At 32.9% G+C, this 13,372-nt stretch carries 11 protein-coding genes; 9 read left to right on the forward strand and 2 right to left on the reverse strand.

Translation table 11 applies throughout. From position 1 onward, the window contains the following. The first annotated feature begins 46 nt into the window (after positions 1-46). A complete protein-coding gene (locus tag BJB63x_RS04440; protein WP_078719171.1) occupies positions 47-1,300 on the forward strand; it encodes an aspartate kinase in 1,254 nt (417 codons plus the stop codon). A gap of 473 nt (positions 1,301-1,773) precedes the next feature. Here the strand turns inward: BJB63x_RS04440 and nhaA are convergent, their stop codons facing one another. Together nhaA and BJB63x_RS04450 are read right to left on the reverse strand one after the other, a co-directional pair. Then, positions 1,774-3,150, reverse strand: a complete 1,377-nt coding sequence (nhaA, locus tag BJB63x_RS04445; RefSeq protein WP_078719654.1) for a Na+/H+ antiporter NhaA — start codon at positions 3,148-3,150, stop codon at positions 1,774-1,776. Positions 3,151-3,298: 148 nt separating this feature from the next. Next, positions 3,299-4,999, reverse strand: coding sequence for a hypothetical protein (locus BJB63x_RS04450; RefSeq protein ID WP_078719551.1), 1,701 nt, complete (start codon positions 4,997-4,999; stop codon positions 3,299-3,301). A 393-nt stretch (positions 5,000-5,392) separates the two neighbouring features. Here BJB63x_RS04450 and BJB63x_RS04455 point away from each other — a divergent pair, with 393 nt between their 5' ends. The 8 genes from BJB63x_RS04455 (at position 5,393) to BJB63x_RS04490 (ending at position 12,774) form a co-directional block, all read left to right on the forward strand. Next, positions 5,393-7,165: an SLC13 family permease gene (locus BJB63x_RS04455; protein WP_078719552.1), complete on the forward strand. Its 1,773-nt coding sequence runs from the start codon at positions 5,393-5,395 to the stop codon at positions 7,163-7,165. Positions 7,166-7,642: 477 nt separating this feature from the next. Then, the gene (locus tag BJB63x_RS04460; RefSeq protein ID WP_078719173.1) at positions 7,643-8,314 is read left to right on the forward strand and encodes a DUF2659 family protein; all 672 of its coding nucleotides are present in this window, start codon (positions 7,643-7,645) and stop codon (positions 8,312-8,314) included. 4 nt (positions 8,315-8,318) lie between these two features. Then, positions 8,319-9,752, forward strand: coding sequence for a ribosome biogenesis GTPase Der (gene der, locus BJB63x_RS04465; protein WP_078719174.1), 1,434 nt, complete (start codon positions 8,319-8,321; stop codon positions 9,750-9,752). Between the two features lie 276 nt (positions 9,753-10,028). Then, positions 10,029-10,454, forward strand: coding sequence for an AtpZ/AtpI family protein (locus BJB63x_RS04470; RefSeq protein WP_078719655.1), 426 nt, complete (start codon positions 10,029-10,031; stop codon positions 10,452-10,454). 2 nt (positions 10,455-10,456) lie between these two features. Beyond that, positions 10,457-11,215, forward strand: coding sequence for a F0F1 ATP synthase subunit A (locus BJB63x_RS04475; RefSeq protein ID WP_078719175.1), 759 nt, complete (start codon positions 10,457-10,459; stop codon positions 11,213-11,215). Between the two features lie 51 nt (positions 11,216-11,266). Next, positions 11,267-11,497, forward strand: coding sequence for a F0F1 ATP synthase subunit C (locus tag BJB63x_RS04480; RefSeq protein ID WP_006589457.1), 231 nt, complete (start codon positions 11,267-11,269; stop codon positions 11,495-11,497). A gap of 225 nt (positions 11,498-11,722) precedes the next feature. Continuing rightward, positions 11,723-12,268, forward strand: a complete 546-nt coding sequence (locus BJB63x_RS04485) for a F0F1 ATP synthase subunit B (protein WP_078719553.1) — start codon at positions 11,723-11,725, stop codon at positions 12,266-12,268. Between the two features lie 11 nt (positions 12,269-12,279). Then, positions 12,280-12,774: a F0F1 ATP synthase subunit B gene (locus BJB63x_RS04490; protein WP_078719656.1), complete on the forward strand. Its 495-nt coding sequence runs from the start codon at positions 12,280-12,282 to the stop codon at positions 12,772-12,774. Positions 12,775-13,372: the final 598 nt, after the last annotated feature.

The raw sequence follows: 13,372 nt of genomic DNA on the forward strand, positions 1-13,372 counted from the left end.
GCTTTATGCTTATTGTTACTTAAAAAAAATCATAAGAGTGTTATAAATAATGCGTATTGTCATGAAATTTGGTGGAACATCTGTAGCAAACATTGAATATATTCATAATGTTGCACAGCATGTTAAAAGAGAAGTAGATGCAGGGAATGAAGTTGCAGTGGTGGTATCAGCAATGGCTGGTACAACCAATAAACTTGTTCAATGGACACGTGATATTGCACCATTAAATGATGCTTATGAATATGATGTCGTTGTTGCTTCTGGTGAACAGATAACAGCGGGTTTATTAGCTATTAAACTTCAGTCAATGGGAATAAATGCACGTTCATGGCTTGGTTGGCAAATTCCTATTCATACTGATGATGCTCATGGTAGTGCACGAATTACAGATATTGATGGATCTACTTTGATACAACGTCTTCAGAAAGGGCAAGTGGCAGTTATAGCTGGTTTTCAGGGTTTAGCTCCAAATAATCGAATTTCTACATTAGGACGTGGTGGATCAGATACAAGTGCCGTTGCAATAGCAGCAGCCTTAAAAGCTGATCGTTGTGATATTTATACAGATGTAGATGGTGTCTATACAACCGATCCTCGTATCGAGCCCAAAGCACGCCGTTTATCAAAAGTAGCTTTTGAAGAAATGCTTGAAATGGCTTCTCTTGGAGCAAAAGTTTTGCAGGTTCGTTCTGTTGAACTGGCTATGGTGCATAAAGTTCGTATTTTTGTACGCTCAAGTTTTGAGGATCCCAATGCTGTTTGTATGAACAATCTGATTACTGCCCTTGGAACACTTATTTGTAGTGAGGATGAAATTTTGGAACAAAAAACTGTTACTGGTATTGCCTTTGCTAAAGATGAAGCACAAATTTCGTTACGCCGACTTGCAGATCATCCAGGTATTTCTGCAGCAATTTTTTGCCCTTTAGCCGAAGAGCATATTAATGTTGATATGATTGTGCAAAATACTTCTGAAGATGGTTCGAAAACTGATATGACTTTTACAGTACCTTCAGCAGATGTAGAGAGAGCAGTTATACTTCTTGAAAAAAATCGTAAAAAAATTGGATTTGATGTTATCCAATCTGAAAGTGATCTTGCAAAAATTTCAATTATTGGGATCGGAATGCGTAGCCACGCAGGTGTTGCGGCTACAGCATTTAAGGCTTTAGCTGAAAAAGGTATTAATATTCAGGCAATCACTACTTCAGAGATTAAGATTTCCGTTCTGATCGATAGCGCTTATACTGAACTCGCGGTTAAAACGTTACATGGCATTTATAACCTCGACAAAGAATAAGCATTTTCTATCTTAAAAATCTCTAGAATAACAAAATGTATTTACACATGTCGAGTAATCGTAAATTATACAAAATAAGTCTTTGATGAAAGAAAAACATGTATTCTCTGTTTAATGTTTAACACATGTATTATTATTTTCTGAGTGATTCGTGGATATATGCGACAATTTTAAAAAGCGTAAAACTATCACACCTTTCCTGTCTTACACTATAAAAATATATAACTCGAATTGTGAGGTATAATGTGATCGAATTATTTGCCAAATTAAGTAAAATATAGGGATTGAATTTTATTCTTATTATGTTCTACATGCTTGGTAATTTTTTAAATTTTATGTAATCTGTAAATTGAATTATTATTACATATAATGCAATTATTCTTTCAATTATGAAAAATAATTATTATATTTTTACAATTATGAGAAAATTAATCTAAATAAACCAACCCTATTTTTAAAGGTTCGGTTAAGACTTAATCATCATTTTCTTTATTTGGATTTATCATATGTTTTTTACTTTTTTTGATATAAAAGAGGCCATATCCAAGGCCGATAAAAGCAGATAGACCAGACCCACAAAGTACACCAATTTTTGCAGAATCAAGTTGAACAATATCTTTAAAAGCAAGCATTGAAACAAATATAGACATTGTAAAGCCAATACCTGCTAAAAATCCAATCAGTAATATTCCTCCCCACGTCATGTTAGGTGGAAGACGGCAAAGACCCGATTTTACAGCAAGATAGCTAGCAGTAATAATACCAAGTGGTTTACCAACAAATAAACCAATAATAATACCGAGAACAATTAGAAATGATTTACCAGAAGAAAGATCGAAATTTGCAAAACTAACGCCAGCATTTGCAAAAGCAAAAGTTGGCATTATACCGTACGCTACCCATGGATGTAGCGCTTTTTGAACACGAATTACAGGCGCAATCATATCACGTTGTCCTTTACGTACTTTTTTTAATGTAATTGAAATATGATGCAGATCTTTGGTAGTATTTTTTTCTTGAAGAGATTTTACTGCATTGCTGAGCATTGTAAGTGGAGCTACAAGATGACGGGTAGGAAAAACTGGAGTCATCATGCCTAAAATTACACCAGAAAGTGATGGATGCACTCCTGTTACCATTAAGCCCCACCAAATAATTGCACCCGGCATAATATAAAGCCATGCCGATGCAAATCCAATCCATTGAAAAAATAAAACCAATACAATACCTGTTACAGCAATAACTAAACCACTAGGATCCAAGCTGGTTGAATAGAAAAAAGCAATAATTAAAACAGCGATGATATCATCAATAATAGCTAATGATAAAAGAATGATATGAAGATTGGAGGGGATTGCTTTTCCAAGAAGGGCAAGAATCCCTAGGGCAAAAGCAATATCAGTAGCAGTTGGTGTCGCCCAACCATACGTATACCCACCATTTAAATTGAAGCTAAGATAAATAATAGCAGGAAGACAAACTCCTCCTATTGCCGCAACAATTGGTAAAACTGCTTGCCTGAAGTTTGCAAGAGCTCCTTCATGAATTTCTCGCCGAATTTCCATACCCGCTACAAGAAAAAATATAGTCATAAGGACATCATTAACCCAAAAGTGCAGATCCCATGAAAGATTTAAATGTCCAAAATTAAAACCAAGAGATGTATGCCAAAGTGCTTCATAAAGAGAAGTATATTTAGAATTGGCACAAATGAGAGCTGCTGCTGCTGCAATTAACAGAATAATACCACTTAGAGCTTCTATATGAAGAAAACCTTCAATAGCAGAAAGTGCTCGATTGGTTACAACAGAAACACGATTGGGTAAGCGGTTTGATGACACATTAGGCATAAAACAACTCCAAATATCAACAATTTTGCTAATATATATTTTTGTTTACAGATTATCTTCGTGATACTTCTCATAGTATCATATAAAGATGAAAAGAGGAACGATCACCTTTAATTTATAACTAAATGATTTAAAACTAATTATTTTTTTAAAAAGATGCTTCATTTTTGACGGTTAAACTCATTTTATTTAAAATATTTGATAAATCATTTTGCAAAATATTTTTAAAATCGATAGCTGTAGGACCTTTGTTATCTTTTGCTCTCATTTTAATCTTTAATGTTTGTGGATTTTTAGCAAAATCTCCAAAGGATTTTGAAATATTTTCAGCTTCATCGTGATCTTTTAATAAAATTTTCAAACTTTTGGTTACAAGTAGATAAAAATAATCATAAAGCTCTTCTTTGAGATTATAATCATGATCACCGAAATTTTGTGCAAGATAAGAGAAAAATTTATCAATGAAACCAGTATCTTTATAATTCATATCAATTTCAGGTACGCTAAAATCCTGAGAAGCAATAATCATTGTATCTTTTTGACCTGAGAAGAATGCTTTATCAATATTAATTATTTTCGCTGATATACTCCCAGACCCGATATCCTTCATATTAAAAGATATCGTATTTAGCAAAAGTGTACGTTCTTCTTCATTGTATGAAATATCAATTTTTCCTGAAAGATTCAAATCTTCAAAATTTATTTTTCTAAGAAAATCTAAGTCCTTTTTTTCCATTTTTTTAGATAAAATTGAAAAACCATTGAGAGAAAGTAAAAGTTTTTGAGGTATGGATTGCTGCCATTGACTTGGTCTCAATTCAAATGATTCAAGTTTTGTTTTAAGCTGCGGCATATTAATTTCTGCTTTATTAATGGTAACATCAATAGATGTTATAGCTGAAAAACTATTTAAGAGAGCGTCATTTCTTACGGCTTTTACATCTTCCTGATTATTTGTCTCTCTTGCATTAAGATAGGCCTTGATAAGTTTCTCAGGGGAACGTTCCATCGGTTTCATTTTAAGACAAGAAGTTTTAAACTTACCAAGAGAGAAAGAGGTATTTTTGTTGCTTCCTCCAAAAATATCGACTATTATATTATCGAGTGTAATGGAACCAATAACGGTCTTGCTTTTCTTTGTTTTACTTGTACCAAAAATGATAGAGTGGGCATAATCAATATTGATATTATAAGCTTTCATTTCATCACTTTTAGCTATCAGACGTACTTCCTGAGCGTCATTTGCAGAGGTTAATACAAGATTTATATTCGTTATCATATTGTCGATACCAATAGAACGAATGCGCCCATTTTTAAAATCAGAAATTTGAAAGTTCTTTATGTTGATTTTTTCAGCTGATTTATTTCCACTGTTTATGAAAAGAAACATGTCTGGAGCAAAAACTGATGTGATATGAAGACGCATAAGCAACTGCAAAATAAGAGATTTAATTGTGATATCTCTTTCCTTTAAAAATACATTATCGATAGATATTTTGGGTATTTGTAAATGAATATTATTGTATTTTAAATCAATATTATAAAGTTTGAAAGTTCCTGGAATGAAGGTAATAGGAGGACGAGCTGAAATAGAGCCAATTTTAAGTAATATACCTTTAGGGGTTGGGAGAATAATATTAGTTAAGTTAACTTTTCCTATAATACTAACTTCCGATGTCTCAACATCGATAGAATGACGAGCCATTTCTTTTTTCACAAAGTTATCAAGATAAGGCTTTGCTATATAAAATCCCCCAACGAATATGATAACAAAAATAGCGATAAATCGAATGATATATATCAACCCGTTTTTTTGTTTGTTTTGATACTGACTACTAAAATTGGCCATCATTTTTCTTTCGATTTTATAATCCATAATGCAAAAATTTAGATAAATTCCCCTACAATTACAAATACACTGTAATATCTATTAAACAATTATCGATTTTTACCCCTTTTGCATTTTGCATGCATGTAGAGTTATTATCATCTTTTTTTCAATAAACTTTTATTAACTATCACCAATTTTCTTTAGTTTCATTTTCTGCAAAAACTATGATAAAGTATATGCTAAATATTAGCTTTATATTATCTTTTGATCATTTTTAATCAACTATTCATATTTTTAATCACCTATTCAATTGTAGCCATATTTGGTTTGATCTTGTTTCTAATGACAGGAACAGTTAAAAACAATATGTGCTTTGCAATCATTCTAAGTTAATAGGGAGAGATGGATGTCATGACAGAAGATCAAATAATGGCTTTTTCTATGATTTGTCTCATGATGATTGTTTTTATTTGGGACCGATTTCGTTATGATATTGTTGCTGTTTGTACATTATTGATTGCCTGTACAGTAGGTCTTGTTAGTCCAAAAGAGGCGTTTAGCGGTTTCAATAATGATATCGTCATTATTGTCGGTAGCGTATTTGTAGTTAGTGCAGCTGTATCACGCTCTGGTGTAATGGAATTGATTATTCAACATATATGGCCTGATGTGAAATCTGTACGGCTTCAACTAGCTTTTTTAGTTCTTTCTGTAGTATTCTTGTCAACATTTGTGAAAAACATTGGTGCTTTGGCTATCATGCTTCCGATAGCTTTTCAGTTTGCTCGACGTTCTCAGGTCACACCATCAGTATTTTTAATGCCAATGGCATTTGGTTCTTTATTGGGTGGTCTTATGACACAGATAGGCACATCTCCTAATATTGTTATTTCAGCTATGCAAGAGCGTTTAACAGGAGCCCCCTTTACCATGTTTGATTTTATGCCAGTCGGCATAGCAGTTGCCGCCTCTGGAGTATTATATTTGGTGTTTTTTTCTTGGCGTTTACCTATCCGTGCACATTCAGATGTATCATTTGATGATGCTATTGATATACGTAATTATGTTTCAGAAATACATATTCCAGCTTGTTCTCCGATTATTGGTAAAACCATTATTGACCTTGTTAAACCATCAAATGGCGAAGTTATGGTTATTCAGGTGGTTAGAAACCAAGTATTTATTTCTCCATTGCCCGATTTTGTTTTTTCTGAGGGAGATATTGTTTTGTTGGAGGGGTCGCACAAGGGGTTAGATATTGTTATTAATTCTTACCGTTTGGAATTTTTTACCGGCCGTGTCATATCTACCAACGACAAAGACAATGATCTTGATATTATTGAAGCAGTTATCGCACATGACTCACCTCTTATTGGCATTAGTGCTAAAAATTTTTCACTCTTTGAGCGTTATGATGTTAGTTTTCTTGCATTAAGTCGTCAACATGAAAGGGTTCGGGGAAGGCTTAGTGATATCATTTTTCGTCTTGGAGATGTTATTGTTTTACGAGGGCAAGATGTAGTGATTCCAAATTTACTACGGGAATTGAAATGTCTACCATTAGCAAAACGTAATATTATGTTTGGTAATTTACGGCATAGTCTTGCAGCTTTGTCTATTTTATTTATAGCAATTGCTTTAACAGCTTTCCAGATTATTCCAGCTGCGTTATCTTTCTTTGCAGCCGCCGTTGCAATGGTTATTTTTCGCGTTCTTCCGGCACGGAATTTATATCAAACTCTAGATGGTCAAATATTAGTATTATTAGCAGCTCTTATTCCAGTGAGTGAAGCATTAGAGAAAACAGGATGTACAAATTTAATTGGTCATTGGCTAAGTCAATTGGCTGTATTTTTACCACCATCTGGAGCATTGGCACTCATTTTAATTACGGCAATGTTGGTGACACCATTTTTAAATAATGCCGCAACAGTAATGGTGATAGCACCAATCGCATCAAGTTTTGCTCATTCTCTTCATTATAAACCTGAAGCTTTTCTAATGGCTGTCGCGATAGGTGCTGGATGTGATTTTCTTACACCTATTGGACATCAATGCAATATGTTAGTGATGGGTCCAGGTGGTTACCGTTTTAGTGATTATCCACGTTTTGGTATTCCATTAGCTATATTAATAGCAATCGTTGCTGTTCCTATGTTAATGTGGGTTTGGCCACTGCAATAGAATACTCTTAAATTTAGATGTGAGTTGTAGAAAAGTTCATGTAGATAAAAAAGAGAGATTTAATAATATTATTGAAATTATATAGACCTATAAAATAAATACTCAAAAGATAATTATTTATATGAAATTATCTTCTCTTAGATGTTATACTTTAACATTACAGAGCTATTATAAAAAATAATAAGAATTAAATAACCTGTATTATATTTGAATGAGTAATCAATTGAGTATCAATAAATGAGGGTATTAAAAATAGTTTTCACACTTTTATATAAGGTAAAATATCAAAGCTGTAATACTAATCAACAGATTTTAGATCGATTTTAAGTGGTATATAATTAAAAAATTCAATCGATGAAAATAAACACTCACTCTAATTTCATCAACTGAAATTATAGAATTTTTTGTTGATTAAGATTATTAACTTTATTCATTCTATGTAAAAGCGCATAATAATTTTTTTTCAAGGTAGAATATATGACAAATGATAATTTTATTTATGAAGTTAATGAAGAAATTCGTCAAGAAAAATTTTACGCTTTTTGGAAACGTTATGGTTTTTTAATCATTGGGGTAATTATTGTTTTTATTTTGATGATAGCTTTCTATCAAATTTATCAGCAGCAGCAGATGAGTAAAGCCAGCAATGTTGGTGATACATTTATAAAAAGCCTTGATTTAGCGGATGAACATCATTTCGATGAAGCGATTAAGCACTTAGAAAGTGTTAAAAAATCTGATTTTGGTGGATATCCTTTTCTTGCTAATTTACGTGAAGCTTCTCTGTGGATGGAACGAGGTGATGCTGTTAAATCAGTAAAAATGTTTGATATGATTGCAGCTGATGAAAAAGCACCGCAGATTTTGCGGAAAGTTGCAAAAATTCGGGCAGCTTATATTTTAGTTGATATAGGAACATTAGATGATGTGATACAGCGTGTTAAGGATATGGCCAATGATATTGATCCTATGCGCATGTCTGCAAGAGAAGCCTTAGGCTTAGCTGCTTATAAAGCTGATAAAATGGACAATGCAATTTATTATTTCCAGAAAATTGTTGAAGAGAGCGCTCTAGGATTTAAAGTAACAGATAGAGCAAAAATTATGCTTGATCTTATTCGAGCGAGTGGAAAAATAAACAAGGAATAAATTGATGAGCCTTACCATTGCTATAGTTGGTCGACCTAATGTTGGAAAATCGACACTATTTAATCGTTTGGTTGGGCAAAAGCTGGCTCTGGTTGATAATCAACCGGGTGTAACTCGTGATCGACGCATACATCCAGCTAAACTTCAAGATCTGCACTTTAATGTCATTGATACAGCTGGTTTAGAAAAAGCAGATAACCATACACTTGAAGGTCGTATGCGTTCCCAAACAAAGATTGCCATTGATGAAGCAGATCTCATTTTATTTGTGCTTGACGCTAAGAGTGGGATAACGTCTAGTGATTTAGATTTTGCTTCACTTATTCGCAAATCAGGAAAACCAATTGTGCTCGTTTCCAATAAATCTGAGTCAAAAACAGCGACAGCAGGAGAATACGAATCATGGTCATTAGGGTTGGGTGAGCCTTGCCCAGTATCTGCTGAACATGGTCAAGGTTTCTCAGACCTTCGTGATGCTATTGTAGATGCTATTGGTGCAGACAAAGTTTTTGATCTGCAGAAAGAAAAAGAAAATGCTCATATTACTGCTACACAGATTTCATCTATTAATGATAATATTGATGACAAAGTAGAAGAAGATCCTGTTTACGATGAAAAAAAAACCATTCGCGTAGCAATTGTTGGTCGTCCAAATACAGGGAAGTCAACACTTATCAATAGCATGTTAGGGCAAGATCGTTTACTGACAGGACCTGAAGCTGGTATTACTCGCGATTCTATTTCCGTAGATTGGGAATGGAATAATCGTTGTATTAAACTTTTTGATACTGCAGGTCTGCGTCGAAAATCAAAAGTTCAAAAAAAATTAGAAAGACTTTCTGTTGTAGATTCTTTACAAGCAATCCGTTTTGCCGAAGTCGTTGTGATTGTTTTTGATGCAACTGCATCTTTTGAAAAGCAAGATTTACAAATCTCTGATCTTGTGATTCGTGAAGGGCGTGTTCCTATAATTGCTTTTAACAAATGGGATCTTATTGAAAATCACCATGAAGCGTTAACTACTTTATATGAAAAATGTACTCGTCTTCTTCCTCAAGTGAAAGGCTTGAGAGCTGTCCCTTTATCAGGTCAGTATAGTCAAGGGATTGATAAATTGATGGAAAATATCATGATGATGCATCGTGTATGGAATCGTCGTATTTCTACAGGAAAGCTTAACCGTTGGCTTAAAACAATGATTGTCAATTATCCACCACCAGTTGTTTCCGGACGTCGACTTAGGATTAAATACATAACACAAATTAAGACACGTCCTCCTGGATTTGTGATTTCTTGTTCGCGATCGGAAGAAATACCTCAATCATATTTGCGTTACCTTTCTAACGGACTGCGAGATAAATTTGATATGCAAGGTATACCAATTCGTTTATCTTTGCGAACATCTGATAATCCTTTTGCAGAACGTATAAAAAAGTAATTTTCCTTCAGATATTGAGTAATTGTTAAATTTTATAAAATTAAAAACCGACATTTGGTCACTTAATTGTTTAAAAAACAAGTATTTGCAAATCTTTGAAAATTTAATGTATATTAGATTTCTAAGCAATAAAATAAATTTTAGGTGTTTTTATTTATCTATAAAATCTTTGTGTTAGACCTCTTTTGAGGACTTGACGAATAAATCTGACAGCAATATGCTACACAAGACCTGGTAAAGTATATTGTAACCTTGTTATTAATTAAGGAGCCAATTATGGCGAAGGGCGATGGACCCGATATGCCAAAAAGGGATATTGAAAAACAAAAACACAAACGAGTTTCTTCTCTTCAATCAGAAGATTTAGAGCGTCGTAGCAGCAATTTAGAGTTAGCTTTCATCAGTAAAAAAGTGTTAAAGGAGGAACAATCTGAAGTTGAAGGAGAAGAACAACAAAAAAAAATGGCATATGTTGTTAAGTTGTCGAGTGAATTTCTGGCAAATATTATTGTGGGAGCTGTTTTAGGATTTGGATTTGACAAATTATTAGGTTCATTACCATGGGGATTAGTATTTTTTCTTTTTCTTGGATTTGTTGCTGGTACATTAAGTATTCTTCGATCTGTAAAATATATTGCTCCCAGCCGATTAGAACAACGTGGTGCTTTGCAAAAAAATAAAGAAGATAATAGAGAGGTTTAAAAGTGACATCGCACGCTCCCGATCCTATTCATCAATTTGAGATTTCACGACTGATTAATATTTCTATTGGAAATATGGATTTGTCTTTCACAAATGTATCGTTCTTTATCGTTTTGACGGTTGTTCTATCTTCAACGTTTCTTTTTATTTCATCATCAAGTCGTCGGTTAGTTCCAACGCGGATGCAATCTATTTCCGAAATGATTTATGAATTTGTAGCATCAACTTTGCGAGAATCATCTGGCACACAAGGAATGAAATTTTTTCCTTTAGTTTTTTCATTATTCGTTTTTGTTCTTGTTGCCAATTTTATTGGCTTATTCCCTTATTTTTATACAATTACTTCTCAGATTGTGATTACTTTTTCATTAGCGATGTTGGTAATCTTGACAGTAATTGGGTATGGTTTTTATAAACATGGATTAAATTTTTTAAAACTCTTTGTTCCCAGTGGTGTTCCTATTATCGTTCTACCTTTGGTTACAATAATTGAGGTTATTTCTTTTTTGTCTCGTCCTATTAGTCTTTCATTTCGTCTGTTTGCTAATATGCTTGCAGGTCATATTACGCTTAAAGTATTTTCTGGCTTCATTGTTTCAATGGTTGGGATTGGAATCATAGGTTTAGGCGGTGCGATTTTATCACTTGCTATGACTGTAGCAATTACTGCTCTTGAATTTTTAGTTGCTTTTCTTCAAGCTTATGTTTTTACAGTTTTAGCTTGTATGTATATCAATGATGCAATCCATCCAGGGCATTGAAACCGACGGATTTTCGTCAAATTATGCAATTTCACTTCAAAGGAGAATAATATGGAATTAGTACTTGCAGCAAAATATATTGGTGCCGGTCTTGCTTGCTTCGGTATGGCTGGAACCGCACTCGGTCTTGGAAATATTTTTGGAAGCTACCTTTCTGGTGCTTTACGAAACCCATCAGCAGCAGATAGTCAATTTGGTCGTTTAGTATTTGGTTTTGCTGTAACAGAAGCTTTAGGTATTTTTTCACTGCTTATTGCCCTTTTGCTTCTTTTTGCAGTTTAATCATTTCTAAAAACCATGTCTGTTTTATCGATTGATTGAGAACAGACATAATTTTAACTCTTAATAAATAAAGTGAGTTATTGCTCATCAAAGGCTTTTATTAATAGAATCAGAATGATTATTTCGAAGGAAAATTAAATGTTGATTTCTAGCGATGATGCAAAAAATACTAAAATGCCAGAACGTTTTGATGATGAATCAGAGTTTGATCATGAAGATACTGAGATGCCTGAGTATCATGGTAATGAAGTAGAGTTTAATAGTATTACAGAGCATACAAGTCGCGCTTTTCCACCGTTCGATTTTATGTATTTTGGTTCACATTTTCTTTGGCTAGCAATTTCTTTTGGATTTTTCTATCTTTTCATTTCTCGTGTAATAGTACCACGTATCGGTGGTGTTATTGAAACACGTCGAGATCGGATTGTATCTGATTTAGATCAGGCAATGCGTCTGAAACAGGAAGCAGATACTGTAGTTAAACTCTATGAAAAAAAATTAGAAAAGACTCGTTTAGAAGCAAAAGCTTTAATACAGGTAGAGCGTAATGACATCAAAATAAAAGCTGATCTTCAACGAAAAAAAATTGAAGAAGATTTAGAGAAAAAGTTAAAAAAATCTGAAGATAAAATTAAAGAAATTCAAAATAAAGCAATGCAGAATGTTGGTTTAATCGCAGAAGAAATTGCTTTTGAAATCGTTAAGAAATTAATTGATGTTGATGTTAGTAAAAAATCTGTCAGCTCAGCTGTTAAGGCTGTACGTCATTAAGGATCACAAAAATGACTGATACATTTTGGGCTTTTATTGGATTAGTTCTTTTTTTAGCTCTTTTAATCTATTTTGAAGTTCCAGCTATATTGATACGTAAGCTTGATATGCGTGCAAAACGTATTAAGGATGAGCTTGATGAAGCTCTTCGTCTTCGTGAAGAGGCACAGGAAATACTTGCTGAATATCAGCGTAGAAATCTGGAAATAGAAAAAGAAATGCAAGAGATTATTGCTGAGGCTCAACGTGAAATTGAAGTTATTCTTATTGAAACTCGCGCAAAAACAGAAGAATATATAAAAAGTCGTAATAGATTAGCGGAACAGAAAATTGCTCAAGCAGAAGTTAATGCAGTGCGAATGGTTGCTTTATCTGCCATTGATTTAGCAGTTTCTGCTGCAAATACCCTTCTTATAAAAGAATTAAACGCTGAGCGAGCGAATAGCTTAATTAAAGAGTCTCTTGTTAAAGAGTCTCTAAAAAAAGTAAAAACATACTTCAATTGATATGCCCTTGATTAGAATTTGTTCAATAAACTATTGAGAATAGATGTTTAATTTATTGACTATTGAGATTATAATTGACTGTTGAAATATTGTTATGATGTAAAATTATCCCTACCATGCATCTTAAGAAAAGAATTTTTTGATGAATTTTGAAACAAATAAACAAAACAACAGATTATTCGACTATTACTTAATTTTAATTTTACCACAAGTTTTAAATTATAAGATAATAATTAACATTAATCTTGCTTTATGATTAGAAATTGCTGATTTAAATAATGCAGAGCCTTAACTGAGGTTATAATTTAGAAGTTTTTATTCGCAGTAAATGTGACATAAGGATCTGATAATAAATATTTCCCTTTTGAATAACTAAAAAGCCTTTAAAGAAATTTTTTGATTCACGTCAGCTCTAAAAATGTTTGGTAGTGAAACCTGAATTTATAAGCTAGCTAGAAAATTATACTAAACAATATTTTTTACTGAACAGTAGAATTTTATAATCATAGTAAATTTTTATCAAGCTAAGAAATAACAACTTAAAATAGCTATTGAAGTAAGTGGTTCTGCTATAATCTTGTAATTATTGTTTTGTAAA

This window comes from Bartonella sp. JB63 (genome assembly GCF_002022665.1).
Lineage (GTDB): Bacteria > Pseudomonadota > Alphaproteobacteria > Rhizobiales > Rhizobiaceae > Bartonella.

What these genes read in the sequence shown, in the direction of transcription:
- nhaA (WP_078719654.1), bottom strand. Translation starts at nt 3,150, where the DNA reads ATGCCTAATGTGTCATCAAACCGCTTACCCAATCGTGTTTCTGTTGTA.
- BJB63x_RS04450 (WP_078719551.1), bottom strand. Translation starts at nt 4,999, where the DNA reads ATGGCCAATTTTAGTAGTCAGTATCAAAACAAACAAAAAAACGGGTTG.
- BJB63x_RS04455 (WP_078719552.1), top strand. Translation starts at nt 5,393, where the DNA reads ATGACAGAAGATCAAATAATGGCTTTTTCTATGATTTGTCTCATGATG.
- BJB63x_RS04460 (WP_078719173.1), top strand. Translation starts at nt 7,643, where the DNA reads ATGACAAATGATAATTTTATTTATGAAGTTAATGAAGAAATTCGTCAA.
- der (WP_078719174.1), top strand. Translation starts at nt 8,319, where the DNA reads ATGAGCCTTACCATTGCTATAGTTGGTCGACCTAATGTTGGAAAATCG.
- BJB63x_RS04470 (WP_078719655.1), top strand. Translation starts at nt 10,029, where the DNA reads ATGGCGAAGGGCGATGGACCCGATATGCCAAAAAGGGATATTGAAAAA.
- BJB63x_RS04480 (WP_006589457.1), top strand. Translation starts at nt 11,267, where the DNA reads ATGGAATTAGTACTTGCAGCAAAATATATTGGTGCCGGTCTTGCTTGC.
- BJB63x_RS04485 (WP_078719553.1), top strand. Translation starts at nt 11,723, where the DNA reads ATGCCTGAGTATCATGGTAATGAAGTAGAGTTTAATAGTATTACAGAG.
- BJB63x_RS04490 (WP_078719656.1), top strand. Translation starts at nt 12,280, where the DNA reads ATGACTGATACATTTTGGGCTTTTATTGGATTAGTTCTTTTTTTAGCT.